At 71.7% G+C, this 24,965-nt stretch carries 23 protein-coding genes; 16 read left to right on the forward strand and 7 right to left on the reverse strand.

From position 1 onward, the window contains the following. The first annotated feature begins 66 nt into the window (after positions 1-66). The 5 genes from KF737_RS02910 to KF737_RS02930 all read left to right on the forward strand — a co-directional run bounded on the left by KF737_RS02910 (position 67) and on the right by KF737_RS02930 (position 5,824). Positions 67-1,674: a peptide chain release factor 3 gene (locus KF737_RS02910; RefSeq protein ID WP_296450184.1), complete on the forward strand. Its 1,608-nt coding sequence runs from the start codon at positions 67-69 to the stop codon at positions 1,672-1,674. 7 nt (positions 1,675-1,681) lie between these two features. Then, positions 1,682-2,587, forward strand: a complete 906-nt coding sequence (locus KF737_RS02915; RefSeq protein WP_296450185.1) for a class I SAM-dependent methyltransferase — start codon at positions 1,682-1,684, stop codon at positions 2,585-2,587. Next, positions 2,584-3,321, forward strand: a complete 738-nt coding sequence (locus KF737_RS02920; RefSeq protein ID WP_296450187.1) for a 16S rRNA pseudouridine(516) synthase — start codon at positions 2,584-2,586, stop codon at positions 3,319-3,321. Before KF737_RS02915 ends, KF737_RS02920 begins: the two co-directional genes overlap by 4 nt. Positions 3,322-3,730: 409 nt before the next feature. Further along, positions 3,731-5,101: a hypothetical protein gene (locus tag KF737_RS02925; RefSeq protein WP_296450188.1), complete on the forward strand. Its 1,371-nt coding sequence runs from the start codon at positions 3,731-3,733 to the stop codon at positions 5,099-5,101. A 57-nt stretch (positions 5,102-5,158) separates the two neighbouring features. Further along, a complete protein-coding gene (locus KF737_RS02930; protein ID WP_296450190.1) occupies positions 5,159-5,824 on the forward strand; it encodes a TonB family protein in 666 nt (221 codons plus the stop codon). Positions 5,825-5,833: 9 nt separating this feature from the next. Here KF737_RS02930 and KF737_RS02935 read toward each other — a convergent pair whose 3' ends face one another. The 4 genes from KF737_RS02935 to KF737_RS02950 form a co-directional block, all read right to left on the reverse strand. Further along, positions 5,834-6,592 (reverse strand): ABC transporter permease, encoded by a 759-nt coding sequence (locus KF737_RS02935; protein WP_296450192.1) that lies wholly within the window; start codon positions 6,590-6,592, stop codon positions 5,834-5,836. Beyond that, positions 6,589-7,341 (reverse strand): ABC transporter ATP-binding protein, encoded by a 753-nt coding sequence (locus tag KF737_RS02940; protein WP_296450193.1) that lies wholly within the window; start codon positions 7,339-7,341, stop codon positions 6,589-6,591. The genes KF737_RS02935 and KF737_RS02940 overlap by 4 nt, the downstream gene beginning before the upstream one ends. Before the next feature lie 207 nt (positions 7,342-7,548). Continuing rightward, complete coding sequence (locus KF737_RS02945) at positions 7,549-8,544, reverse strand: ABC transporter substrate-binding protein (protein WP_296450195.1); 996 nt, start codon at positions 8,542-8,544, stop codon at positions 7,549-7,551. Positions 8,545-9,125: 581 nt separating this feature from the next. Further along, positions 9,126-10,925: an ABC-F family ATP-binding cassette domain-containing protein gene (locus KF737_RS02950; protein WP_296450197.1), complete on the reverse strand. Its 1,800-nt coding sequence runs from the start codon at positions 10,923-10,925 to the stop codon at positions 9,126-9,128. Between the two features lie 249 nt (positions 10,926-11,174). Here KF737_RS02950 and KF737_RS02955 point away from each other — a divergent pair, with 249 nt between their 5' ends. After that, positions 11,175-11,639 (forward strand): YcgN family cysteine cluster protein, encoded by a 465-nt coding sequence (locus tag KF737_RS02955; protein ID WP_296450199.1) that lies wholly within the window; start codon positions 11,175-11,177, stop codon positions 11,637-11,639. A 9-nt stretch (positions 11,640-11,648) separates the two neighbouring features. Here the strand turns inward: KF737_RS02955 and KF737_RS02960 are convergent, their stop codons facing one another. Continuing rightward, positions 11,649-12,371: a PEPxxWA-CTERM sorting domain-containing protein gene (locus tag KF737_RS02960; protein ID WP_296450201.1), complete on the reverse strand. Its 723-nt coding sequence runs from the start codon at positions 12,369-12,371 to the stop codon at positions 11,649-11,651. A gap of 311 nt (positions 12,372-12,682) precedes the next feature. On the opposite strand from KF737_RS02960, the gene KF737_RS02965 reads away from it, so the two are divergent. Continuing rightward, positions 12,683-13,636 (forward strand): J domain-containing protein, encoded by a 954-nt coding sequence (locus tag KF737_RS02965; protein ID WP_296450202.1) that lies wholly within the window; start codon positions 12,683-12,685, stop codon positions 13,634-13,636. 35 nt (positions 13,637-13,671) lie between these two features. Here the strand turns inward: KF737_RS02965 and KF737_RS02970 are convergent, their stop codons facing one another. Then, positions 13,672-14,202, reverse strand: coding sequence for a hypothetical protein (locus KF737_RS02970; RefSeq protein ID WP_296450205.1), 531 nt, complete (start codon positions 14,200-14,202; stop codon positions 13,672-13,674). Between the two features lie 31 nt (positions 14,203-14,233). Further along, positions 14,234-14,740 (reverse strand): hypothetical protein, encoded by a 507-nt coding sequence (locus KF737_RS02975; protein ID WP_296450207.1) that lies wholly within the window; start codon positions 14,738-14,740, stop codon positions 14,234-14,236. A 480-nt stretch (positions 14,741-15,220) separates the two neighbouring features. On the opposite strand from KF737_RS02975, the gene KF737_RS02980 reads away from it, so the two are divergent. The 9 genes from KF737_RS02980 (at position 15,221) to KF737_RS03020 (ending at position 24,943) form a co-directional block, all read left to right on the forward strand. Then, a complete protein-coding gene (locus KF737_RS02980; RefSeq protein ID WP_296450209.1) occupies positions 15,221-15,541 on the forward strand; it encodes a hypothetical protein in 321 nt (106 codons plus the stop codon). Positions 15,542-15,600: 59 nt separating this feature from the next. Further along, entirely contained in the window at positions 15,601-16,293 is a 693-nt protein-coding gene (locus KF737_RS02985) for a response regulator transcription factor (RefSeq protein WP_296450211.1), read from the forward strand. A gap of 10 nt (positions 16,294-16,303) precedes the next feature. Beyond that, a complete protein-coding gene (locus tag KF737_RS02990; RefSeq protein WP_296450213.1) occupies positions 16,304-17,710 on the forward strand; it encodes a sensor histidine kinase in 1,407 nt (468 codons plus the stop codon). Positions 17,711-17,789: 79 nt separating this feature from the next. Beyond that, entirely contained in the window at positions 17,790-19,166 is a 1,377-nt protein-coding gene (locus KF737_RS02995) for a hypothetical protein (RefSeq protein ID WP_296450215.1), read from the forward strand. A 58-nt stretch (positions 19,167-19,224) separates the two neighbouring features. After that, positions 19,225-20,304 carry a c-type cytochrome biogenesis protein CcmI gene (gene ccmI / locus KF737_RS03000; RefSeq protein ID WP_296450217.1) on the forward strand — a complete coding sequence of 360 codons (1,080 nt, stop codon included), beginning with the start codon at positions 19,225-19,227 and terminating at the stop codon, positions 20,302-20,304. Further along, a complete protein-coding gene (gene ccmE / locus KF737_RS03005) occupies positions 20,301-20,792 on the forward strand; it encodes a cytochrome c maturation protein CcmE (protein ID WP_296450218.1) in 492 nt (163 codons plus the stop codon). Before ccmI ends, ccmE begins: the two co-directional genes overlap by 4 nt. Then, positions 20,789-22,756 (forward strand): heme lyase CcmF/NrfE family subunit, encoded by a 1,968-nt coding sequence (locus KF737_RS03010; RefSeq protein ID WP_296450220.1) that lies wholly within the window; start codon positions 20,789-20,791, stop codon positions 22,754-22,756. Before ccmE ends, KF737_RS03010 begins: the two co-directional genes overlap by 4 nt. Beyond that, entirely contained in the window at positions 22,753-23,205 is a 453-nt protein-coding gene (locus KF737_RS03015; RefSeq protein WP_296450222.1) for a cytochrome c-type biogenesis protein, read from the forward strand. The genes KF737_RS03010 and KF737_RS03015 overlap by 4 nt, the downstream gene beginning before the upstream one ends. A gap of 151 nt (positions 23,206-23,356) precedes the next feature. Next, on the forward strand, positions 23,357-24,943 hold the full coding sequence (locus KF737_RS03020) for a Do family serine endopeptidase (RefSeq protein ID WP_296450224.1): 1,587 nt from the start codon (positions 23,357-23,359) through the stop codon (positions 24,941-24,943). Positions 24,944-24,965 lie beyond the last annotated feature (22 nt).

The raw sequence follows: 24,965 nt of genomic DNA on the forward strand, positions 1-24,965 counted from the left end.
CGCGCCGCGTTCAATGCTTGCGGAAAGTGGTGTGCGGCCCCGGTTTCGTGCTAGGCGCGGCGCCCCATGAGCAACTCTCCCGCCGCCGAGGCCGCGCGCCGCCGCACCTTCGCGATCATCAGCCACCCGGACGCCGGCAAGACCACGCTGACCGAGAACCTGCTGCTGGCCGGCGGGGCGATCCGGGCGGCGGGCGCCGTGCGGGCGCGGGGGGAAAACCGGCGCACCCGGTCGGACTGGATGAAGATCGAGCGCGAGCGCGGGATCAGCGTCTCGGCCTCGGTGATGACGTTCGACCACGACGGGCTGATGTTCAACCTGCTGGACACGCCGGGCCACGAGGACTTCTCGGAGGACACCTACCGGACGCTGACGGCGGCCGACGCGGCGGTGATGGTGCTGGACGCCGCCAAGGGCATCGAGCCGCAGACGCTGAAGCTGTTCGAGGTGTGCCGCATGCGCGACATCCCGATCATCACCTTCATCAACAAGATGGACCGCGAGGCGCAGGACCCGTTCGAACTGCTGGACGAGGTGGCCTCGAAGCTGGCGCTGGACCCCTCGCCGCTGTACTGGCCCGCCGGCTCGGGCGGCCGCTTCAAGGGCATGCTGGACCTGCGGCGCGACAGGTTCCTGCCGTTCGCCCGGAAGACCGGCGGCGCGAAGGACGAGGACGAGGGCCATCCCGACGCGATCCCGTTCCGGGGCAATGCGGTGGTGAGCTACCTGGAGCCGGACGAGCAGGAGGAGCTGTCGGAAAACGCCGAGCTGGCCCTGGGCGGGCTGAAGGCGTTCGACCCGCAGGCGTTCCTGGAAGGGCACATGACGCCGGTGTTCTTCGGCTCGGCGCTGCGCCATTTCGGCGTGGACCAGTTGCTGGAGGGCCTGGGCGCCTATGCCCCGCCGCCGAAGGCGGTGGCGGCCAGGAGGGGCGGCGACGACACGCATGTGGCGCCGGGCGACCGCGAGGTGACCGGCTTCGTCTTCAAGGTCCAGGCGAACATGGACCCCAACCACCGCGACCGGATCGCCTTCCTGAAGCTGTGCTCGGGGCGGTTCAGCCGCGGCATGAAGCTGAAGGTGCAGAACACGGGCAAGCAGCTCAGTGTGAACGCGCCGATGATGTTCTTCGCGTCCGACCGCGAGCTGGCCGAGGACGCGTTCGCGGGCGACGTGATCGGCATCCCGAACCATGGGGTGCTCAGGGTCGGCGACAGCCTGTCGGAGAGCGGGACGCTGCGGTTCGCAGGGCTGCCGAACTTCGCGCCGGAGATCCTGCAGCGGGTGCGGGTGAAGGACCCGCTGAAGGCCAAGCACCTGAAGAAGGCGCTGGAGAGCCTGGCCGAGGAGGGCGTGACGCAGCTCTTCCGCCCGAGCATCGGCGCCGACTTCATCGTGGGCGCGGTGGGCCAGCTCCAGTTCGAGGTGATGGCCGACCGGCTGCGCGAGGAGTACCAGCTCGACGTGATCTTCGAGGCGAGCCCCTTCGCCGAGGCGCGCTGGATCGTGGGCGAGAAGGCCGACCTCGAGGACTTCATGGGCAAGCATCGCAGCGCCATGGGCAGCGACATCGACGAGCAGCCGGTGTTCCTGGCCAAGTCGGCCTGGGAGGTGGGCTACGTGTCCGAGCGCTTCCCGAAGGTGCGCTTCGAGCGCTCGAAGGAACGGGCGTAGGGCGGCCGTGACGGGGACCATCCTCTATGGCGCGCCCGCGCCGGGGCTGGTCGAGGTTCCCGCCGGCGCGACGCAGGTCTCGCCGCTGATCCCTGGATCGCAGGACCTCGCGGCGATGGCCGACGCCAGCGTCGAGCGCGCGGTGGTTCTGGCGCCCGGAGGCGTACTGGAGCGGGACCATGTGCTGGCCCACGCGCTCCGGGTGCTGAAGCCCGGCGCGCCGCTGCTGGCCTTCGCGCCGAAGGACAAGGGCGGCGGGCGGCTGAAGAAGGCGCTGGAGGCGTTCGGGGCGAGCGTCGGCGAGGACGCGCGGCGGCATCACCGGTTCTCGCATACGGTGCGGCCGCAAGCGCCGACGGGGCTCGCCGAGGCGGTCGCGGCCGGCGCGCCCCGGCTGTCGCCGGGCCTGGGCGCCTGGACCCAGCCGGGCGTCTTCAGTTGGGACCGCGTCGATCCGGGCAGCGCGCGGCTGATACAGCTCCTGCCGGCGCTCTCCGGGCGCGGAGCGGACCTGGGCTGCGGCCTGGGGCTGCTGGCGCAGCGGGCGCTGGCCTCGCCGGCGGTGACGGCGCTCATCGGCATCGACATCGACCGGCGCGCGGTCGAATGCGCGCGGCGCAACCTCGACGACCCGCGGGTCGCCCTCGCCTGGGCCGACGTGCGGCAGGTTCCGGCGGGCGGCGACCTCGACTTCGTGGTGATGAACCCGCCGTTCCACGACGGCGGCGTCGAGGACCGGACCCTGGGCGTGGCGTTCGTGACGAAGGCGGCGGCGATGCTGCGGCGGGGCGGCGCCTGCTGGCTGGTGGCCAACCGCCATCTGCCCTACGAGCAGACCCTGTCGACGGCGTTCGGGAGCTTCGCGGTGCGCGACGACGCCCAGGGCTACAAGGTGATCGAGGCGCGGCGATGAACGCCAGGGTCCCGATGGCGCGGCTGGACCGCCTGCTGGCCAACCTCGGCTACGGCTCGCGGCGCGAGGTGGCCGACCTGGTGAGGCATAAGCAGGTGGTGCTGGACGGCGAGGTCCTGAAGGACGCTGGCGCGAAGGTCCCGGTGGTCGCTGACCTGCCCGAGCGGATGACCGTGGCCGGCAAGCCGGTCGATCCGCCCGCGCCGCTGACGCTGATCATGCACAAGCCGCTGGACGTGGTCTGCTCGCACAAGGAGCCCGGCCGCAGCGTCTACGAGCTGCTGCCGCGCCGCTGGCAGGCGCGGATGCCGGGGCTGTCCACCATCGGCAGGCTCGACAAGGACACCACGGGCCTGCTGCTGATCACCGACGACGGGGCGTTCCTGCACCGGGTGATCGCGCCGAAGAGCCACGTGGCCAAGCGCTACCGCGCCACGCTGGACCGGCCGCTGGAGGGCTGGGAGGCGGAGACGTTCGCCGGCGGCAAGCTGATGCTGGACGGCGAGACCGATCCGCTGGCGCCGGCGGTGCTGGAGCCGATCGGCCCGCGCGAGGCGTTCCTGACCATCACCGAGGGCCGCTACCACCAGGTCCGCCGCATGTTCGCCGCGGTGGGCAACCACGTGACCGCCCTGCACCGCGACCGCATCGGCGGCCTGGCGCTGCCCGACGACCTCGCGCCGGGCGCGTGGCGGCAACTGACGCCCGAGGAGCTGGCGGCGATCTTCCGCTGAGGCGGCAGGAGCGGTCCCACCTTCGCCACCCCCTCACGAACGTCATTACCGGCCTTGTGCCGGGGATCCATGGCACCGCTCGCTGAGCGCCCTGCGGCGGACCGCGCCGCGCGGTCCGCCGCAGGGCCTTTGCGGCTGAACGATGGATCCCCGGCACAAGGCCGAGGATGACGTTCATATCAAGGGGGAGGGAGCTTGGCGCCCGGTCCGCCTTGAGCAAGAAGCGTGCCAGAAATTAACGAAATCGAGTTTCCATGACTTTGTTTTACTGACGTTTCTTTGATGTCGCATTAACCATGTCAGTAGAATTAACCACTTGTTAAACCTTGCGGCTCCGGCTTTGCTTGGGACCTGACAATGCCTGTGAGGGGCGTTCCATCGTGGGACGCCGTGGGGCCGGAGCGGGTCTATGTTCGAGTTGGGTCGTGAGCTGCGGCGCTTCTTCGCCGCCGACCGCTCCAAGGGGGCGCCGCAGGATGGCCTGACGGGCGGTGATTCCTCGCTCCTCGAGCTGCTTGACTGCCGGATGCTCGCGCAGGAGGCCAAGGCGGCCGACATCGCCGCGGGCCGGATCAGCGCCAAGGACAAGCCGCGCCGCCGTCTGGAAGCCGCCATCGTCTGGCGCGAGGTCGCGCGCCGCACCGGCGACGCCGTGGCGCTGCGCAAGGCCGCCGCGGGCGCCGAGACCGCCGCCGCCGGGTTCGAGACCGCGCACCGCCGCGACGGGTGGGCGCGCGCGCGCTGCGAGCAGGCCTTCTCCGCCCTGCTGGGCGCCGAGATCTTCGGCGACCCGGGCCTGAACGCCGCCGCCGAGGCCGCCTTCAAGGAGGCCCGCACCAGCGTGAAGGGCGGGCTCGCCGCGCCGCTGGCCGACGTGGGCCTGCTGGCCATCGAGGGCCGCCGCGGGCTGGACAGGCTGGACGCGCCGGAGGCCGTCGCCTTCGCGCAGCGCTTCACCCTGCCGATCACCGCGCTGGACAACATCGCCAAGCGGGTCACGGCCGCCCGCGCCCTGGCCGCCGAGGCCCGCCTGATCCGCGCCGACCTGCTGTGCGGCTTCGGCGCGCGGCTGAAGGACGGCGACATGCTGGACGCCGCCGCCCGGGAGGCCGCGGACGCCGCGGAGCGCCTCGACAACGCCTACGAGCCGCTGACCTGGGTGCGCTCGAAGATCCTGCACGGCCAGGCGCTGGCCCTGAAGGGCGAGGCCGTCGGCGACGTGGACGCCCTGGCCGCCGGCGCCGGCGCGCTGGCCATGGCGCTCGACAACCTGACCCGCGAGCACAGCCCGCTGGATTGGGCCCGCACGCAGGTGGCGCTGGCCCAGGCGCTGCAGGCGCTGGGCGAGGCCTCCAGCGACGCGCGCGCCTTCGAGCACGCCGTCTCCTGCTACGATCGCGCCGGCCTGGTGCTGAAGGAGACGCCGACGCTGCCGCTGCGCGGCGCCGCGGCCGGCTCGCGCGCGGTGTGCCTGGCCCGCCAGGCCGAGCTGACCGGCGACCGGGCCGTGCTGGACGCGGCCGAGGCGGCCATGAAGATCGAGCTCGCCAACCTCTCGCCGCGCCGCGATCCGGTGGGCTGGGCGCTGGCGCAACTGCACCTGGCGCGCCTCTACGAGGCCCGCATGGGCATGACCGGGCGGGAGACCGGCGAACGCGCGGCGGCCCTGATGGCCCTGGACGCCGCCCTGGACGTCTTCGCCGACCACGGGCTGCGCTCGCTGTCGGTGCTGGCCGCCGAGGCGATCGAGAGGATGAGCGAGCGGCGGGTCCGTCTCTGAGGCTTCACAAGTCCGGGTCGGCGGGCGCATCTTTCCCGGGGCCCGGGAGGACCTGCCATGTCACGCAGCTTCGCTTGCCTCGCCGCCGTGGGCGCGCTGGCGACGGCCGCGCCGGCGGCCGCCGAGATCACCTGGATCATGGCCCCGACCAACGCCGAGATGGCGGCGGCCTATCCCGGGAAGGCCAGGGCCGCCGGGCTCGGCGGCGGCGTCGAACTGGCCTGCACCTCCACGCGCACGGGCGACATGACCGACTGCGACGTGCTGGGCGAGTCGCCGCGCGGCTATGGCTTCGGGCAGGCGGCCCGCAAGCTCGTGAAGGCGATGCGCGGCGCGGACCTGCGCAAGGACGTGGAGGTGCGCATCTCCATGACCTTCGCGCCCGAACTGGCCAGGGGGCAGCCGGTGACGGTGAAGACGCCCCGGTGGACCGCGCTGCCCAGCGTCGAGGACATGCAGGCCGCCGCGCCGAAGGGCGACGCCGGCGGGCCGAACGACGTGCGCGTGACGCTCCTGTGCGACGTGCAGGCGGGCGGCGTGCTTTCGGGCTGTGTCGTCGACCGCGAGATTCCGGCTGGCCAGGGCTTCGGCCCCGCGATCCTGGCCCTGGCGCCCAAGTTCCGCGTCGGCCTGATGAGCGCCGAGGGCATGCCGACGGTGGGCGCCAAGGTGCGCGTGCCGGTGCGCTTCGACCTGAAGCCGGCGCAGGCGGCGGCGAAGTAATCCGAGAGGTTAGCGGCCCCGCCACCATTTGAGGCCGGCGCGTTCGGCGGCTTCCAGGAGGGCGTGGAGGGCGACGCCCATGGCGCCCAGGACGACCAGGGCGGCGATCATGCGGGCGGTCTGCAGCTTGTTGCCGGCGTCGAGGATCTGCCAGGCGAGGCCGCGCACCTGGCCCGAGCCGGCGACGAACTCGGCCACCACGGCGCCGATGAGGGCCAGCCCCGCGCCGACCTTGTGACCTTCCAGCAGGTACGGCACGGCGGCGGGCAACCGCAGGCGCAGCGCGCGCTGGACAGGGGTCGCGCCGTAGAGGTCGAACAGCCGCTCCAGGTCGGGATCGGCGGACTTCAGCCCGGTGACCGCCCCCGAGAAGATGGGGAAGAAGGCCACGAGCACGGCCAGGCTCACCAGGGCCCGCTCGGGGTGGTCGATGCCCGCCCAGATGACGACGAGGGGCGCGATGGCCACGACCGGGGTCACCTGGATCACCGAGGCCAGCGGACGCACCGCGCGGTCGGCCACGGGGCTCAGCGCCGTGACCAGCGCCAGGGCCTGGGAGACGATGCTGGCCACGACCAGGGCGATCAGCGCGACGGCGAGCGTGCTCCAGGCGGCGGCGATCAGCGTCGGGACGTTGGCGCCCAGCGCGACGGCCACGGCGCTGGGCGCCGGCAGGAAGTAGGGCGGGACGGCGAGCGCCCGGCACGCCGCCTCCCAGGCGGCGAGCAGGAGCGCGGTCAGCGCCAGCGGCGGCCAGAGCCGGCTCATCCGACTTCGCTCCTTGCGGAGCCGACCCCTTCGGCGAGGGCGGCGGAGACCTGCTCGGCGGTCTGGCGGAAGCTCGCCTCGGTGCGGAAGTGGGCGGGGCGCGGCATCGGGCCGTCGACGGCCACGTCGGCGGCGGTGCGGCCTGGACCCTTGCTCAGCACGACCACGCGCGAGGCCATGTAGACGGCCTCCTCGACGTTGTGGGTGACGAAGACGATGGCGGGCTTGGTGGCGGCCCAGAGGGCGAGCACGTCGTCGGCGAGCGTGCGCCGCGTGATCTCGTCGAGGGCGGCGAAGGGCTCGTCGAGGAGGAGGAGCTTCGGCTCGGTGACGAGCGCGCGCGCCAGCGAGACGCGCATGGCCATCCCGCCGGAGAGCTGGACGGGCCGGGCGGCTTCCGCGCCCGCGAGGCCCACGCGGGCGAGGGCGGCGTCGGCGCGGGCGGCCGCTTCGGCCTTGGCGACGCCGGCGAGCTCCAGCGGGAGCGCGACGTTGGCGCGAGCGGAGAGCCAGGGGGCCAGCGTCGGGGCCTGGAAGACGACGGCCGTCTCGCCGCGCCCGGCGGCGCGGGCGACGCGGCCCCGCGTCGGCTGTTCGAGCCCGGCCAGCAGCCGCAGCGCCGTGGACTTGCCGCAGCCGGACGGGCCGACCAGCGCCACCGTCTCGCCCGCGCCGATGGCCAGGCTGAACGGCCCGAGCGCCCGGCCCCGGTCGTAGTCGACCTCGACGTTCTGAAGCTCCGCCACCAACGCCTTACCTCCCCTGCGAAGCGGGGGAGGGGGACCGCTCGCCGAGCGTAGCGGAGAGCGAGTGGTGGTGGGGGCGAGCGGCGACGTCGGCGGATCGACCGGGCGCCCCCGGCTCAGCGGATGGCGCTCGCCCCCTCCACCATCCGCTCTTCGGCGGACGGTCCCCCTCCCCCGCTTCGCAGGGGAGGTAATAGGCGCTGCGGGCGCTCACTTCGGGACGAACTGCAGGGTGTAGGCGCGCTTCCAGTCGAGGGTCCTGGGGTAGACGCCCTGGCCCGAGGCGACATCGAAGAAGGCCTGCCAGCGGGCGTCGCTCATGGACCCCGTGGGCGCGCCCTGGTCGCCGTCGACGATCCTGTAGGCCTTCAGCTTCTCGCGGGCCTGGTCGAGGACGTCCTGGGTCATCTCCGGGTTGTCCTTGCGGATCAGGGCGTCGGCGGCGGCCGGATCGCCGGTCAGGTAGTCGCGCCAGCCCTTCGCGCTCGCCTCGACGAAGGCCTGCACGGCCTTGGGATTCTTCGCGATCAGCCCGTCGGTCGCCAGCACCATGGTGGCGTAGCCGGGGTAGCCCTCGTCGGCCAGGAGGAAGACCTTGGGCTTCAGGCCCGCCTGCTTCTCGATGGTGTAGGGCTCGCTCGTCACATAGCCCTGCTGGGCGGCGCGCCTGTCGGCGAGGAACGGCGCGGCGTTGAAGGTGTACTTGCGCACCTGGTCGTCGGTGAACCCGTACTTGGCCTTCAGCCAGACCCAGAACGCCGTCACCGAGGCGTCGGAGAGCAGGATCGGGTGGCCCTTGAGGTCGGCGATCTTCTCGACGCCGGTGTCCGGGTGGGCCAGCAGGACCTGCGGGTCCTTCTGCATGTAGGCGGCGACCGCCTTCAGCGGCACGCCCTCCTGGGCGAGGTTCATGACGATGAAGCTGTTGGAGCCCATGCCCAGGTCGACGGCGCCCGAGGCCAGGAGCTGCGGCACGTTCACGCCGGGGCCGCCCTGCACGATCCTCACGTCTAGGCCATGTCGTGCGTACTCGCCGGAGGCGAGCGCTTGATAGAATCCGCCGTGCTCGGCCTGGGCCTTCCAGTCGGTGGCGAAGCGGATGACCACGGGGGCGTCGGCGGAGGGCTCCGCCTGCTCCTTCTTCCCCGGCGAACAGGCGGCCAGCAACGCGGTCGCGGCGATGACCAGGGTACGCAGGAGCTTCATGGGATCCCTCGACTTGAGCGCGCGAGGGTAGGGCGCTGCGGCGGCGCTTCCAAGGGCGCAACAACCACCAAGCACACGAAGAGCACCAAGGGGACCGGAGCGCCTTGGTGAGCTTGGTGCTCTTTGTGGTTGAAAGCGCCTGCGGCGCGAAGGGCGTGGCCCAATAGCAAGAGGGCGGCGCTTCGGTCGCCCGTAGCGTCGCCCTCTTTTACAGATCCGTTGGGGGATCTGCGCCTCCAGGCCGTCCGCCAGTTCGGTTGCGGGTCGCCCCGCGGTTTTCCCTGGCCGCCGGCTTCAGACCTTCCGGTTCCAGTCCCGGGTCGCCCCGGTCCCTTGTCCCTTGGACCTGCCGCTCCGCCCGCTTGCTCGGGGTCCTGGTGTCGCCACCTCTTCCCTCCGCCGCGCCGCAGTTCCTGTCGGCAGGGGGACGGTGCGCCCGAACCCGTGCGGGCACAAGCGGGTGGTGTCGCGGAAGCGTCCCAGACCTGTCGGAAAACAGTGACTTAGCGGTGGATAAGTGCCTGAGGGCGGCAGGTTTCCCTAAGGGAATCAAAGGCTCCACGTCGTCCACAGGAAAGGCCTCAGCGGCCGGCTTCGAGGGCCTCGCGACGCGCCTCCAGCTCCAGCCATTCCTCTTCCGCCGCCGAGAGTTGAGCGCGGGCGGCTTCCAGCGCGCGGCTGAAGCGGTCGAAGGCGCCGGGGTCGCGCGCGTAGAGGTCGGGATCCCCCATCGCGATCTCCAGCGTGGCGATCTTGCCGGGCATGTCGTGGAGGAGCGTGTCGAGCTCGCCCAGGCGCCGCTGGTCCTTGAACGAGAGCTTCGAGGCGGCCTTCGGAGCGGCTGCGGCCGGCCTCGGCGCCGGCGCGGCCTTGGGCGCCGACAGCCGCGGCGCGGCGAAGAAGCCCGGGTTCTGGCCGACGAAGTCCTGCCAGCCGCCCGGCGTCTCGACCGCGCGCCCGGTCCCGTCGAGGCCGATGGTGGAGGTGGCCAGCCGGTCGATGAAGTCGCGGTCGTGGCTGACCAGGATCAGCGTGCCCTCGTAGTCGGCCAGCAGGTCCTCCAGCAGGTCCAGGGTGTCCATGTCGAGGTCGTTGGTGGGCTCGTCCAGGACCATGACGTTGGCGGGCCTGGCCAGCGCCTTGGCCAGCAGCAGGCGGTTGCGCTCGCCCCCCGAGAGGCTCTTCACCGGCTGGCGCAACTGGGCCTCGGTGAAGAGGAAGTCCTTGGCGTAGGCGTTCACGTGCCTGGGCTGGCCGCGGACCAGCACGCTGTCGCCGCCCAGCGGGAGCAGCACGTCGCGGAGCGTCATGTCGGGCGAGAGCGCCCCGCGCGCCTGGTCGATGTAGTTGATCTCGAGGTTGGTCCCCAGCGTCACCTCGCCGGCGTCGGGCGCGATCTCGCCCAGCAGCAGCTTCACCAGCGTGGTCTTGCCCGCGCCGTTGGGGCCGACCACGGCCACGCGGTCGCCGCGCAGGATGCGGGTGGAGAAGGCCTTCAGCAGCGTCTTGTCGCCGAACGCCTTGCAGAGCCCCTTGGCCTCGACCACGCGCTTGCCGGAGAGGCCGGAACTCGCGATGCCCATGTTGAGCTCGGCGCGGGTGTCCTTCAGGCGGTCTACCTTGTCCTGGCGCAGCGACTCCAGGCGGCGACGGCGGCCCTCGTTGCGGGCGCGGCGCGCGGTGACGCCGCGGGCCATCCAGTGCTGCTCGCGCTCGATGTAGCGGTCGAGCCTCCGCGCCTCCTCGGCCTCGGCGGCGGTGATCTTCTCGGCCCACTCGTCGAAGGCGGCGAACCCCTGGTCGAGGCGCTTCACCTGCCGGTACTCCAGCCAGAACGAGCGGCCGGTCGTGCGCTCCAGGAAGGCGCGGTCGTGGCTGACGATCAGGGCGGCGGCGCGCGAGGCGGCGAGCTCGGCTTCCAGCGTCTCGATGGCCAGGATGTCGAGGTGGTTGGTGGGTTCATCCAGCAGGATCACGTCCGGGTCCTCGGCGAAGGCGCGGGCCAGCGCCGTGCGCCGGATCTCGCCGCCCGAGAGGCCGGTCGCAGGCTTCATGGGATCGAGGCCGAAGTCGGCGAGGGCGGCTTCCGCGCGGTGTGCCGGCGCGCCGCCGGCGGTCGCGTGGTCGAGCAGCGTGGCGCCGACGATCTCCGGCTCCTGCGGCACGAAGGCGATGGTCGTGCCGGCGGTCACGTTGCGCTCGCCGCCGTCGGGCTCGATCTGGCCGGCGAGGATGCGCAGCAGCGTCGACTTGCCCGCGCCGTTGCGGCCGACCAGGCAGGCGCGGACCCGCGCGTCGATGGCGAGGTCGACGCCGTCGAACAGCATCAGCGGGCCGTCCGCCAGCCGGACGTCCTTCAGGGCGAGGATGGGTGCGCGCATGGGCGGTGGGGTTTAGGCGAAAGCGAGAGCGCGCACCACACCCTTCCCTCCCCTTCATGGGGAGGGTGGCGAGCGGAGCGAGACGGGTGGGGAAGCGTCGGCTGGAACGCCGGCGCGCGAAGATTAGCCAGCCCCTTACCTCAGAGTTTGGATCACACTTCCCCACCCTGACCGCTGCGCGGTCTGTCCCTCCCCATGAAGGGGAGGGAAGGTGGTGCGCGTTCGCCGACTTTCCCCTAAACCCGCCGCATGGCCGGCGAACCCTTCTGGCGGCGCAAGACGCTCGAACAGATGACGGTCGCGGAGTGGGAGAGCCTCTGCGACGGGTGCGGCCTGTGCTGCCTGGTGCGCTTCGAGGACGAGGAGAGCGGCGAGGTCATCCCGACGCGGGTGCATTGCAAGCTGTTCGACGCCGCCGTCTGCCGCTGTTCCGACTACGCCGACCGCCACCGGTATGTGCCCGACTGCATCAAGCTGACGCCGCACAACATCGAGGCGCTGGAATGGATGCCGAAGAGCTGCGCCTACCGCCGCCTGCACGAGGGGCGCGAGCTCGCCGACTGGCACCCGCTGATCAGCGGCGACCCGGAGAGCCCGCACCGCGCCGGCATATCGGTGCGCGGCCAGACCATCAGCGAGGCGGCGCTGAAGGACCCGGAGGACGCGCTCGACTTCGCGGCCTGGGACCTCGTGGTCGAGCGCGGCGACGACTAGGGCCGAAACTCAGGCCGTGGCTTGCGCGCGGCGGGCGCGGCGGGCGCGGCGGGCGCGCAGGGCCTGGCCGGCGCCGGCGAAGCCCAGGATCAGGAGCGCCCAGGTCGCCGGCTCGGGAACATTGCCCACCGGCGGCGGCTCTGGCGGCGGCTCCGGCGGGGGCAAGACCACCTGCACGCCCACGCTGGTCCCGCCGCCGAGGTAGCGGTAGCCCTGGCCCACGCCGCCGGAGCGGGTGATGCGGAACTCCGCGTTGCGCTGCTCCAGCGAGGCGGGGTCGATGGTGTCGGGCAGGGACCCGCCGCCGCCCGTCAGCCCGCCCTGGTTGTCGACCAGGGTGAAGGTGATCTGGCTGGTGTAGGTCAGGCTGCTCTGCTGGTAGTCGAGCCGGTACAGCCGGAAGTTCAGGATGTTGCCGCCGCCGCCCAGGATCGAGGCCGTGTAGTCGGAGAAGTCGGTGATCGAACCCGCCTGGCCGGAGAGCAGGGTGACGGGAAAGGCGCCGCCCACCTTCACGGCGTCGGGGTCGTACTCGAACGTGAAGCTGAAGGTCGGGTTGGCGCCCAGCGCGTCGAGCAGCGCCGTCTGCTGATCGAAGTAGGTGGGCGGCCCGAAGGCGTTGTAGCCAAGCCGGTCGCTGCCGCTGAACGTCACCTGGACCGGCGTGGCGGCCTGGGCCGCGCCGAAGGAACACGCGGCCGACGCGAGTGCGGCCAGGAACAGTTTACGCATGGTCGAAGATCCCCCCTTGTGGATCGGCGGCGCGAACAGGCCGCCCGCGCAGGAAAGTCCGGCCGGACGGCGTGGGCACCCCCCCATTGGGGGTGATGCTTTGCTTCAACCTGCGGGGGAAACTGAATTTATTCAGATGTTTATGGGGAACTTCGTTTGCGGGCGACCGCGTGGGACCAGCGCAGCCTTGCGTCGTCCTTCCCTGGCGGCGGGCGTGATGTTTTTGCCACAGTCACCCTTGCGGGCTGGCAGCCGTCGCCCAATCTAGTACTCACACCATCAGCATGGGCATTTGAGGGACTCTGACGAGCTTGGCGCGCGACCCGTATCAGGAGCTGGGCGTGGCCCGCACCGCGAGTGCGGACGAGATCCGCAAGGCGTTCCGCAAGCTCGCCAAGCAGAACCACCCCGACCAGAACCCCGGCGACAAGGCGGCCGAGGAGCGGTTCAAGAAGGTCTCGGGGGCGTTCGACATCGTGGGCGATCCCGAGAAGCGGAAGAAGTTCGACGCCGGCCAGATCGACGCCGACGGCCGCGAGACGCACATGGGCGGCGGCTTCGGCGGCGGGCCGTGGGGCCAGGGCCATCCCGGCGGCGGCTTCGGCCAGGGCCGCCAGGGCGGCGGCGGGTTCCGCACCGAGACCTTCGAGGGCGTCGATCTCGGCGACATCCTGGGCGAGATGTTCGGCGGCGCGCGCCAGGGGCGGCCCGGCGGCGCGGGCGGCGGCTTCGGCGGCTTCTCCCAGCGCGGCGCCGACACGCGGGCCAGGCTGGAGATCGACCTCGTCGATGCGATCCGCGGCGGCAAGCAGCGCATCGCCTTCTCGGACGGGCGCACCATCGACGTGACCATCCCGAAGGGCGCGCAGGACGGCCAGACCCTGCGCCTGAAGGGCCAGGGCCAGGCGGGCCGCAGCGGCCCCGGCGACGCCTTCATCGAGATCGCGGTGGCGCCGCACGCCGTCTTCAGGCGCGAGGACGACCACCTCGTCATGGACCTGCCGATCACGCTCTACGACGCGGTGCTGGGCGGGAAGGTCGAGGCGCCGACGCCCGACGGCCCGGTGAAGATCTCCGTGCCCAAGGGGTCGAACACCGGGGCGCGCCTGCGCCTGAAGGGCAAGGGCCTGTCGGACGCCAGGGGCCACCGCGGCGATCTCTTCGCGCGCCTGGTGGTGATGCTGCCGGAAGGCGGCGACGCGGCCCTGGAGGCCATGGCCGAGGAGATGAAGGCGAAACGGCCCTATTCGCCGAAACGGCGATAGTCGAGGAGAAGGCGTGGCGCCTACCGGACCGACGCTTATGACGGCCAGAGCTTTTCCAAGCCGTCGAAAATCTCCGCCACTGAATGTGCCCGCATGACGGCCGAACGCGAGGCGCTTGCGAGATCGCTGGCGCCTCCGTTCTCCAATTCGGCCTCCAGCCACTCCTCATCATAGCGATCGATTGACGCACAGACGCGCCGCTGAACCTCCGCCAACGAGATCGGTGGTCCATTCGTCAGCTCCAAGTCGAGGCGAAGCATGACGTCTCCGGCCTGGCCAACGAGGAACAGCAAGAGGCGCACCAGAGACGAGGTCTGGTACCCCATCCGGCGAACTGTCTCGACCCGGTAGCGGTGGCCTGCTGTGTCGATGAGTTCAGCATCACGCAACAGGCCACTCCGCAGCTCATCCCGCGAAACGGAACAAAGTTCAGCCGGCGAGACGAACTTGCGGAATCGCTCCGGTCCGCATTGACCGCTTCCCTTGAGCGGCTTCCAGAATCCAATCACCGGATAGTTCAGTGCGCTTAGGCCTACTTTGCCTTCAGCGCCATTCGGGTGGGTCATTGGACGGGTTGCCGCTCAGCAGAAGTGTTGACTATCGACGCTGGTAACTCGTGGCTCTCGGCGGCTCGGGCTTACGAGGAAGTGACTGCTGCTCATCCCGTCGCGAGAGATCGGTCGCGCCTTTCATAATCATTGCTTTGAAATAGGCCGGCGTCCCATACCAGAGCTGTTCCAAGGCATTGAATTTGGGTAACCATTCGCCGTCGACCTTGGCGCGACTATGCACCCGTCGATGAATTATCGGATCCAATCCCTTGATGTTCCAAGGCTGGTTCTTGATGAAGTCAGGAAAGTTCTTTCCCCACCCATTTTGCGGGATAGCCCAGTGATGTCCCTGTTCGCCAGGGTTGACGAAGCCATTCTCCTCCAACCATCTCCTGGTGCCGGGCTGTTTCCATGGCGGCGTGTGCCAGTCATAGGGACCGAGGTACTTGGCGCCGCCCTTCTTAAGCGCCCCTTTAGCGGCGCCGGCGACCAGGAAGGAGTCCGGTCCCTCCAGCATTCCGTCCACCATTGCACCAACCTTGTCCCCGTTCACCCACTTCTCTCTGGCTCGTCGGGCTGATCCGAGGGCATTCACCAGCCCAGCCGTGATTGCGTCCGGTAGCGAGTTCTCGGGATCGCCTGCTCGACCTGAGGCCTGTGGGGATGCGACGCGACTCGTCTGTGGACCATGTTGCTTGTCGTTGTGTGCGCGTTGCTTGCGCATTGCCTCGTCATAGGGACCCTTTAGGTCGTCCGGGACCGAGCGCGGTTGATCGCCTCGGGCGTATGAGCCTGAGCTGGCCAAAGTTCTCTCCTTGTCACGTGTTGCTGCCGAGCGGAGCGTTGTTCGTCGCGCTGGCAGCCTCACAACGTACTGCAGCGCCGCTTCTGAGTCAAGAACAAAGGGAGAACAAAATGAGGTCGCGGAGGTGAACGACCGTGTGGCGAGGCCCCAACGGCTAGGCTTCGGCCCAACGTCCGGTTAGATCAGCGTTCAGCGGGGGTTCAGTCCCGCGCGCGTAGTCAGGGTCGCATGAAACGTCTCTTCGCCCTCGCCGTGCTGGCTGCGGCCGTGACGACGCCGGTCGTCGCGGATGCGCAGGACGGCCGCCCCGTGCTGGGCGCCGGACGCGACCAGGACCAGGCCCGCGAGGGCCGGGGGCGCCAGGCGCCGCTTTCGCGCGTTCTGGCCACGCTGGCCCAGCGTTATCCCGGCCGGCACCTGAACACGACCATGGGCGACGCGGGCGGGCGGCCCGCCTATTTCGTGCAGTGGCAACTGGAGAGCGGCCGCGTGGTGGTTTTCGTGGTGGATGCCGAATCCGGGCAGGTCATCGGCCGGCAAGGCGGCTAGTAAGGCCGAGCGTAGAAGTCCTGGGGGGCCAGGATCAACTGGAAGAGGGACGCGGACACGTGCGTATCCTGTTAGTCGAAGACGATCCGGACCTGTCGCGCCAGCTCAAGCTGGCGCTGGCGGACGCCGGCTATGCGGTCGACCACGCGCCGGACGGCGAGGAGGCCCAGTTCCTGGGCGAGACCGAGCCCTATGACGCCGTGATCCTCGACCTGGGCCTGCCCAAGGTGGACGGGGTGTCGGTGCTGGAGCGGTGGCGGCGCGAGAACATGACGACGCCGGTGCTGATCCTCACCGCGCGCGGCGCGTGGAGCGAGAAGGTGGCCGGCTTCGACGCCGGGGCCGACGACTACCTGACCAAGCCCTTCCACACCGAGGAGCTGCTGGCGCGGCTGCGCGCCCTGCTGCGCCGTTCCGCGGGGCATGCCACGCCCAATCTGTCGTGCGGGGGCCTCAGGCTCGATCCGCGCGCGGCGCGGGCCAGCGTGAACGGCGAGCCGCTCAGGCTCACCTCGCTCGAATACCGGCTGCTGCACTATCTGATGATGCACCAGGGCCGGGTGATCAGCCGCACCGAGCTGGTCGAGCACCTCTACGACCAGGACTTCGACCGCGACTCGAACACCATCGAGGTGTTCATCGGCCGCGTGCGCAAGAAGATCGGCTCCGACCGCATCGAGACGGTGCGCGGCCTGGGCTATCGCCTGATCTGCCCGGCCGACGAGGTCGACGCGGAGGCTGCGAAGACGTGACGGCCCCGAGATGAGCCGTTTGGGGGCGGGCGCGCTGGAGCGGCTTCGGCGGCCCTCGCTCGCCCGCCGGCTGGTGATGCTCGCCGTCGGCTGGAGCTTCGCGGCCCTGGTGATCTCGGCCGTGGTGCTGGCGCTGCTCTTCCAGCAGGCGGCGCTGCGCCGCTTCGACGCCGGCCTGTCCGACCTGATCGACAACCTGATCTCGGGCTCGACGGTCGAGGGCGGCGAGGTGCTGGCGCCGGCGCTGACGGACCTCAGGGCGCTTCGGGCCTATTCCGGCCGCTACTGGGCGATCACCGAGCCCGAGCCGGAGGGCGGCGTGCGCACCCTGACGCCCTCGCGCTCGCTGTGGGATTCCGAGCTCACCGTCCCCAGGGACCTGCCGTCGCGCCTGCAGGCCGCGCCCTCCAAGCCGATCGCCTTCGACGGGCCGGGGCCGCAGCCCGGCGAGCGGATCCGCGCGGTGGCGCGCTGGACCACCATCCCCGGCCGCGAGGCGCCGCTGATCTTCATCGCCGCCGAGAACCGCGGGCCGGTCGACCGCGAGGTGCGCAACTTCGTGACGGCGACGGCCGTGTTCTTCGCCCTGCTCAGCGCCGGCCTGATCGTGGCGGTGTTCGTGCAGGTGCGGGTCGGCCTGGAGCCGGTGTTCCGCCTCGGCGCCGAGGTGGCCGACGTGCGCCGCGGCAAGGCCGAGCGGCTGGCCGGGACCTATCCGACCGAGCTGCAGCCGCTGACCGACGAGCTGAACGCGCTCGTGGCGCACAACCAGGAGACCGTGGAGCGCCAGCGGACCCACGTGGGCAACCTGGCGCACGCGCTGAAGACGCCGATCTCGGTGATGATGACCGAGGCGGCCCAGCGGCCGGGGCCGCTGGCGGAGGTGGTGACGCGGCAGGCCGACGTGATGCGCCAGCAGGTCGACCACCACCTGCGCCGCGCCCGCGCCGCCGCGCGCAGCCAGGGCCAGGGCGAGCGGACGTCGGTGGCCGAGGTGCTGGACGAGCTGTCGCGCACCCTGGAGAAGATCTTCCGCGCCAAGGGGGTCGAGATCGACTGGGACGCGCCCGACGAGCTGTTCTTCCTGGGCGAGCGGCAGGACTTCATGGAGATCGCCGGCAACGCCATGGAGAACGCCGGCAAGTTCGGCAACCGCAGGGTCCGGGTGCGCGCCGAGGCCTCGGGGCCGGAGAAGATGCGCCTGACCGTGGAGGACGACGGGCCGGGGCTGACCCCCGGCCAGCGCGAGGAGGTGGTGCGCCGCGGCGCCCGCCTGGACGAGAACGCGCCGGGGTCCGGCCTGGGGCTCTCGATCATCGACGAGCTGGCGCGGGCCTACCGCGGCGCCCTGACGCTCGGCGATTCCAGCCTGGGCGGGCTCGCGGTGGTCGTCGACCTGCCCGGGGCGGAATCCTGAAAATCCAGTTTTCGTAAAGCCTTAACTGCCGCTACGTCATATTCCCGGTAACGACGTTCCGTCGGGATTTGGGAACCACATGGCCGCGCTGAACGAGCGCAAGATCGCCATCGTCCGCACGCTGGTCGAGACCGCGCCCGACAAGGTCGTCGGCGGCCTCCAGGCGGCGTTGGCCGAGACCGGGGCGGATACGGCCCTGGGGGGCGTGCGGCGGCTGGTCGAGGCCGAGGTGCGCGAGCGGACGCTGCGCAACCTCGTGCTGCAGCCGATCGTGCCGATGTGCGTGGGCGGCGGCGACGATCCGCGGCGGCTGACCTTCCCGTCGAAGGCGCTGGGCCACGTCTGGCGCGCGCTGCGCCTCAGCCACGGCGAGACGATCGCGCGCGTGCAGACCGACCTGGACGAGCAGGCGCCGGTCCACACCATCATGGCCGCCTTCGACGACCTGTCGGCGGCCGCCGTCGCCGGCCTGCGCGCGGCGGCGACGCCCGACGACCTGGCCGCCCTCGCCGCCTGCGACCAGGGCCGGCCGGGGGGCGGCGAGATGTTCGTCGCCTGCCTCGACATCGCGCCGGTCGTCCGCCGCGCCACGCAGCGCCTCCCCGAGTGGCTGGCCCACCCCGGCGGCGAGACCAGCGCGGCGGCGCGCCTCGCCTACAAGGACGCGGTGGCCATCTCGGAGGACTCCGGGCCGCGCTTCTTCGAGATGCTGGCCGCCCAGATGGCCCAGCCCTGGATGGTGCTGCGCGTCATCTCGGCGGTGATGGACAAGCCGACCGAGCGCTACCTGCGCGACTCCGAGCTGGCCGGCTTCGGCGAGCACCTGCTGGCCGACATCGACGCCTCGCTCTCCGCCATCGGCGCCCTGAAGGCCGACGACGGGCCCGGCGCGGGCCAGGAGGCCGCGCGCCGCGCCGACCTCGTCGTGCAGCAGATCCTGGAGGTGGAGACCTCGCTGGACCTGCAGCGCGAGCAGGGCTGGGGCCAGCGGGTGTTCAAGCAGCGCGCCAGCCTGGCCGCCGTGGTCGAGGGCCGCCTGCGCGAGGCCGAGAAGGCCGCCATCGAGGCCCTGCCGACCCACACGCCGCGCCAGCAGCGGGTGCGCCGCCCGGCGCCGCGCCTGAGCGACCCGCCGCAGGACAAGCTGGTCAACCGCGCGATGACGCTGCTGTCGTTCTCGGACGAGCTGCGCTCGACGGCCAACTACGGCGGCTTCTCCTCCACCCGGAACAAGCTGATCGAGAAGCTGGGCGAGCACCTCGACCACTACGTCGAGGAGGTGCTGGAGCTGATCCGCACCGACGAATGCGAGAGCCTGGAGAACGCCCAGGCGTTCCTGGAGATCGCCGCACGCTGCAACCAGCACATCCGCGGCGACAAGGCCGCCGAGATCGTGCGCCGTCGCGCCCACGCCGCCACCTGCCCCGACCCGCCGGCGATGGCGGCGGAGGGCTGAGCGGCCGCGACCGCGAGTCCGCTCGCGCGGGTCGGCGCTTTCGGCTACACGCGCGGGCATGTTGTTGTTCTGGGCCGTGGCCGGGGTGCTCGCCGCCGCTGCGGCGGGCCTGATCCTGATGCGCGCCGCGGGCGCGGCCGGCGAGGCGGCGGCCGCCGACCCGGCGCCCGTCCTCTACAAGCGCCAGCTTTCCGAGATCGGCGACCTCGTCGACCGCGGCCTGATGGGCGAGGCCGAGCGCAAGGGTGCGGAGGCGGAAGCCGCGCGGCGGCTGCTGGCGGCCAGCGACCGGATCGAGGCGCCGTGGAGCGCCGATCCGCGGGCGCGGGCGGCCGTGCTGGTCGCGGTGTGCGCGGCGCCGGCGCTGGCGCTGGGCCTCTACCTGAAGCTGGGCGCGGCGGGCTTGCAGGACCAGCCGTACGAGACGCGGGTCGCCGCGTGGCAGGGCGCCAATCTCGACAGCCTGACGCCGCCGCAGCTCGCGGCGGTGATGCGCAAGGTGACGTCCGAGCGGCCGAACGACCCCGAGGGCCTGCGACTGCTGGGGATGGTCGAGAGCGCGTCGGACAATCCGATCGCGGCGGTCCGGGCGCTGCGGCGCGCGGCCCAGCTCGCGCCCGGTAACGCCGACATCTGGCGCCAGCTTGGCGAGGCCGAGGTGGTGGCCGGCGGCGGCAAGATGGGCGCGGGCGCGGAGACGGCGTTCAATCGCGTGCTGGCGCTCAGCCCCGGCGACGCGGGCGCGCGGTTCTACCTGGCGCGCGGCAAGGCGGAGGCCGGCAGGACGGCCGAGGCGGTCGCGGACCTGCGGGGGCTGCTGGCGGCCATGCCCGCGGGCGATCCGCGCCGCGCGGTGGTGGAGCAGGAGGTCGCGCGCATAGAGGGCCGCCCGGCCGGCCCGACGGCCGATCCGCAGCAACTGGCGATGATCCGGGGCATGGTGGCCAGCCTCGCGGCCAAGCTGGAGGCCGACCCGGACAACCCCGACGGCTGGGTGCGGCTGGTCCGCGCCTACGCCGTGCTGGGCGATACGGCCAAGCGCGACGCGGCCTATTCGAAGGCGCGGGCGAAATACGCCGGACAACCGGCCGTGCTGCAACAGCTCGACGAGGCCGCCCGCGCGGAGACGATGCGATGAGTTTCCTGCCGAAATCCCGCAAGGCGCGGACCCGCCTGCTGCTGCTGTCGATCATCGCGCCGGTGGTGATCGCCGCCGTGGGCCTGTCGCTGTGGGGCATGCGCGACTCGATCTCGCTGTTCTACACGCCCTCGCAGGCGCAAGCCGCGAACCCGCCGCCGGGCCGCTCCATCCAACTCGGCGGCCTCGTGACCGCGGGCTCGGTGCTGAAGCATCCCGACGGGCGCGTGGAGTTCACGGTCGCCGACAACACGGCTTCGGATCGCGTGGTCTACCAGGGCGACCTGCCGGACCTCTTCCGCGAAGGGCAGGGGATCGTGGCCGAGGGTTCGTACCGCAAGGACGGCGTCTTCGAGGCCAAGCGCGTGCTGGCCAAGCACGACGAGACCTACATGCCCAAGGCCCTCGCCGACGAGCTGAAGGAGAAGGGCGAGTACCGCGGCGCCGGGACGACCTCGGCGGCCACCGGCGCGGGCCCCGGCCGATGATCGCGGAGATCGGCGCCTTCGCCCTGATCCTGGCGCTGGCGCTCTCCGTCGCCCAGGCCGGGCTGTCGTTCGCCGGGCGGATGCGTCGCTCCAGCGCCCTGGCCGGGGCGGGCGAGGGCGCGGCGATCGCGGCGTTCCTGGGCGTGGCCGGCGCGTTCGCGGCGCTGATGCACGCCTTCGTCGTCTCGGACTTCTCGGTGGCGAACGTGGCGATGAACTCGCACTCGGAGAAGCCGCTGCTCTACCGCGTCGCCGGGACCTGGGGCAGCCACGAGGGCTCGATGCTCCTGTGGTGCCTGGCGCTGACCGGCTTCGGCGCGGCGGTGGCGGGGCTGGGGCGCACGCTGCCGCGGGGCCTGCGGGCGCTGACGGTGGGGACGCAAGGGCTGCTGGGGACGGTGTTCCTGGCCTACACGGTCTTCGCCTCGAACCCGCTGGCGCGCGTGCTGCAGCCGCCGGTCGAGGGCCGCTCGCTGAACCCGCTGCTGCAGGACCCGGCGCTCGCGGTGCATCCGCCGTTCCTCTACGCGGGCTACGTCGGCATGTCGGTGGTGTTCTCGCTGGCGGTGGCGGCGCTGATCGAGGGGCGCGTCGATGCGGCCTGGTCGCGCTGGGTGCGGCCCTGGGCGCTGGCGGCCTGGAGCCTGCTCACCGTCGGCATCACCCTGGGCTCGTTCTGGGCCTACTACGAGCTGGGCTGGGGCGGCTGGTGGTTCTGGGACCCGGTGGAGAACGCCAGCTTCATGCCCTGGCTGATCGCCACCGCCCTGCTGCACAGCGCGATCGTCACCGAGAAGCGCGGCGCGCTGGCGGGCTGGACGGTCTTCCTGGCGCTGGCGGCCTTCACCTTCTCGATGCTGGGCGCGTTCCTGGTGCGCTCGGGCGTGCTGACCAGCGTGCATGCGTTCGCGGTGGACCCGACGCGGGGCGTGCTGCTGCTGATCATCCTGGGGCTGACGTCCGGCTCGGCGTTCGCCCTCTTCGCCTGGCGTGCGCCGACGCTGGGCCAGGGCGGGATGTTCGCGCCGGTCAGCCGCGAGAGCGCGCTGGTGCTGAACAACATCCTGCTGGCGGCGGCGACGGCGACGGTTCTCCTGGGTACGCTCTATCCGCTGATCCGCGAGGCGATGTCGGGCGAGGCGATCTCGGTGGGGCCGCCCTACTTCAACCTGACGTTCACGCCGCTGATGGCGGCGCTGCTGATCCTGCTGCCCATCGGCCCGCTGCTGGCCTGGAAGCGCGGCGACGCGGGCGGGGCGGTGAAGCGGCTGCAGATCGCCGTGGCCGTGGCGGTGGTGGCCGCGGTGGCGGTGGGCCTGCTGGTCGCGCCGCGCAACACCTGGGGCGCGCTGGGCGTGGCGCTGGGCGGCTGGCTGATCGCCGGCGCCCTGGCCGAGATCGCCGAGCGCACGCGGGCCTTCCGCGCGCCCTGGGCCGAGACGCGGCGCCGGCTCACCGGCCTGCCGCGCGGGGCGTGGGGCATGACGCTGGCGCACCTGGGCCTGGGCGTCTTCGTGCTGGGCGCGGTGTTCGAGGTGTCGTGGAAGGTCGAGGCGGCCGAGGCGCTGCCGGTGGGCGGGGCGCTGGACGTGGGCGGCTATCACGTGCGCCTGGCCGCCGTCCAGGGCGTGAACGGCCCCAACTACGACGTCGACCGCGGGACCGTGGTGGTGACCCGCGCGGGCGCGCCGGTCTGCGAGGTGCAGCCCGAGCGGCGGCTCTACCTCGCCGGCGGCCAGACGACGTCCGAGGTCGGCATCTGCTACCGCGGCCTCAGCCACCTCTACATCGTGCTCGGCGAACAGCGCGACGGGGGCGCGTTCCTGGTCCGCGCCTACTGGAACCCGTGGGCCAGCCTGATCTTCCTCGGGCCGGTGATCATGGGGCTGGGCGGGCTGGTCTCGCTGTCGGACCGGCGGCTGCGGCTCGGCGTCGGGCGCCGCCGCAAGGAACCCGCGACGTGAGGCCGCGCCTCGCCTTCGCCGCCCTGGCCGGGGTGTTCTGCCTCGCCGCGGCCTCGGATCCGGCCGAGCGGCTCCCCGATCCGGCGCAGGAGGCGCAGGCCCGCGCCGTCTTCCGCGACGTGCGCTGCCTCGTCTGCCAGAACGAATCGATCGACGACAGCGAAGCCGATCTCGCCCGCGACCTGCGCCAGATCGTGCGCGAGCAGGTGAAGGCGGGCCGCTCGGACGCCGAGATCAAGCGCTTCCTGACCGACCGCTACGGCGAATTCGTGCTGCTGACGCCCGCGTGGTCGGTGGGCAACCTGGTCCTCTGGGGCGGGCCGTTCCTGGTGGTCCTGGCGGGCGCGGCGCTGCTATGGCTCAGGTTGCGGGACCGCGCGCCGGAACCCGAACTCACGGATGTGGAACTCGAACGGCTCGGCTCGATGTCCAAGGACGAAACGCCCTGACACGATCCCGCCAACAAATGGACGCGAAGCCGGTCTTTAGGGTGGACCGAAAGTAACTTGCGGGGGCGTTGCACTTCGGTGCATCCGACCTAGGTTGTTTGAGCGCCGTCCGACCCCGGAAACAGGGGCGCGCGCAGGGAAACGAAGGCTGATGACTTCCAAGAAGACGGGTTACCTCCTGGGCGCCGTGGCCGGCGCCGGCGTGATGGCCGCCGCCGTGGCGGGGGCGGGCATGCGATTGCCGTCCGCCCACGCGGAGCTGGCTCCGGGCGGGCTGATCAAGGCTTCGACCGCGCCGATCTTCGCGCCGCCGCCGGGCGCGCCCATGTCGTTCGCCGACATCTTCGACCGCGTCTCGCCGGCCGTGGTGTCGATCAACGTGACCAGCCGGGTCGACGCGAGTGCGCTGAGCCGCATCCCCGGCCTGCCGTTCGGGATCATCCCGCGCGGGCCGCAGGGTGGGCAGGACGACGACGATGGTCCGGGCCGCGGCGACCCGGGCGGCCGCACCGAGCGGGGCCAGCCGCGCCTGCCGACGCAGCAGTCGTCGGGCTCGGGCTTCTTCATCTCGGCCGACGGCTACATCGTCACCAACAACCACGTCGTCGAGAACGCCGAGAGCATCAAGGTCGTGCTCAAGGACGAGACCGAGCTCGACGCCGAGGTGGTGGGCCGCGACGAGGCGACCGACCTGGCGGTGATCAAGGTCAAGAACCGCCGCGGGCCGTTCCCCTATGTGAACTTCGAGAACGCCGGCAAGCCGCGCGTGGGCGACTGGGTCATCACGGTCGGCAACCCGTTCGGCCTGGGCGGTACGGCGACGGCCGGCATCGTCTCGGCCTATGGCCGCGACATCGGCGAGACCTTCGTCGACTACATCCAGATCGACGCCCCCATCAACCGGGGCAACTCGGGCGGTCCGACGTTCGACGTCTACGGCCGGGTGATCGGCGTGAACACGGCGATCTTCTCGCCCTCGGGCGGCTCGGTCGGCATCGGCTTCGCGATCCCTTCGGAAGTGGCCGAGGCGGTGACCAAGCAGCTCATCAACGGCGGCAAGATCGAGCGCGGCTACATCGGCGCCACGATCCAGAACTTCACCGCCGAGATGGCGGAGGCCCAGGGCCTGGGCGACCAGAAGGGCGCCATCGTCTCGGACCTCAGCCCCGGCGGCCCCTCGCAGCGCGCGGGCATGCAGGTGGGCGACGTGGTCGTGGCGGTGAACGGCGTGGTCGTGAAGTCGAGCTCCGACCTCACGCGCCAGGTGGCGCGGGTCCGCGCCGGCGACATGCTGCACCTCGACGTCATCCGCGACGGCAAGAAGCGCACGGTGGACATCCGGTCCGGCACGCGCCCGTCCGAGCGCGAGCTGGCGGCCAACGACAACTCGGGCCGCGGCGGCGCGACGCCGGGCGGGCCCGGCGCGACCCCGGCCCCCAAGGCGCCCGTGCTCGGCATGTCGCTGAGCCCGCTGGACGAGGGCGCGCGCAACCGCCTGAACCTGCCGGCCGAGGTGCGCGGCGCGCTGATCGACAATGTCGACCAGTCGTCGGACGCCGGCGCCAAGGGCCTGCGCCGCGGCGACGTGATCACGCTCGCCAACGGCCGTCCGATCAACGGCGCCGCCGAGTTCGCCGCCGTGGTCGACGCCGCGAGGAAGGCCGGGCGCAGCAGCGTCGTGGTGGGCGTCTATCGCGCCGGCCGCACCGCCTTCCTGCCGATCAAGATTTCGGGGTAGGCTTCCGGCTCTCAGCGGGCGG

The organism is Phenylobacterium sp. (assembly GCF_019636135.1).
GTDB lineage: Bacteria > Pseudomonadota > Alphaproteobacteria > Caulobacterales > Caulobacteraceae > Phenylobacterium.

What these genes read in the sequence shown, in the direction of transcription:
- KF737_RS02930 (WP_296450190.1), top strand. Translation starts at nt 5,159, where the DNA reads ATGTCACGCAGCTTCGCTTGCCTCGCCGCCGTGGGCGCGCTGGCGACG.
- KF737_RS02995 (WP_296450215.1), top strand. Translation starts at nt 17,790, where the DNA reads ATGGCCGCGCTGAACGAGCGCAAGATCGCCATCGTCCGCACGCTGGTC.
- KF737_RS02945 (WP_296450195.1), bottom strand. Translation starts at nt 8,544, where the DNA reads ATGAAGCTCCTGCGTACCCTGGTCATCGCCGCGACCGCGTTGCTGGCC.
- KF737_RS02920 (WP_296450187.1), top strand. Translation starts at nt 2,584, where the DNA reads ATGAACGCCAGGGTCCCGATGGCGCGGCTGGACCGCCTGCTGGCCAAC.
- KF737_RS02925 (WP_296450188.1), top strand. Translation starts at nt 3,731, where the DNA reads ATGTTCGAGTTGGGTCGTGAGCTGCGGCGCTTCTTCGCCGCCGACCGC.
- KF737_RS02955 (WP_296450199.1), top strand. Translation starts at nt 11,175, where the DNA reads ATGGCCGGCGAACCCTTCTGGCGGCGCAAGACGCTCGAACAGATGACG.
- ccmE (WP_296450218.1), top strand. Translation starts at nt 20,301, where the DNA reads ATGAGTTTCCTGCCGAAATCCCGCAAGGCGCGGACCCGCCTGCTGCTG.
- KF737_RS03010 (WP_296450220.1), top strand. Translation starts at nt 20,789, where the DNA reads ATGATCGCGGAGATCGGCGCCTTCGCCCTGATCCTGGCGCTGGCGCTC.
- KF737_RS02960 (WP_296450201.1), bottom strand. Translation starts at nt 12,371, where the DNA reads ATGCGTAAACTGTTCCTGGCCGCACTCGCGTCGGCCGCGTGTTCCTTC.
- KF737_RS02970 (WP_296450205.1), bottom strand. Translation starts at nt 14,202, where the DNA reads ATGACCCACCCGAATGGCGCTGAAGGCAAAGTAGGCCTAAGCGCACTG.
- KF737_RS02980 (WP_296450209.1), top strand. Translation starts at nt 15,221, where the DNA reads ATGAAACGTCTCTTCGCCCTCGCCGTGCTGGCTGCGGCCGTGACGACG.
- KF737_RS02990 (WP_296450213.1), top strand. Translation starts at nt 16,304, where the DNA reads ATGAGCCGTTTGGGGGCGGGCGCGCTGGAGCGGCTTCGGCGGCCCTCG.
- KF737_RS02935 (WP_296450192.1), bottom strand. Translation starts at nt 6,592, where the DNA reads ATGAGCCGGCTCTGGCCGCCGCTGGCGCTGACCGCGCTCCTGCTCGCC.
- ccmI (WP_296450217.1), top strand. Translation starts at nt 19,225, where the DNA reads ATGTTGTTGTTCTGGGCCGTGGCCGGGGTGCTCGCCGCCGCTGCGGCG.
- KF737_RS02950 (WP_296450197.1), bottom strand. Translation starts at nt 10,925, where the DNA reads ATGCGCGCACCCATCCTCGCCCTGAAGGACGTCCGGCTGGCGGACGGC.
- KF737_RS02910 (WP_296450184.1), top strand. Translation starts at nt 67, where the DNA reads ATGAGCAACTCTCCCGCCGCCGAGGCCGCGCGCCGCCGCACCTTCGCG.
- KF737_RS03020 (WP_296450224.1), top strand. Translation starts at nt 23,357, where the DNA reads ATGACTTCCAAGAAGACGGGTTACCTCCTGGGCGCCGTGGCCGGCGCC.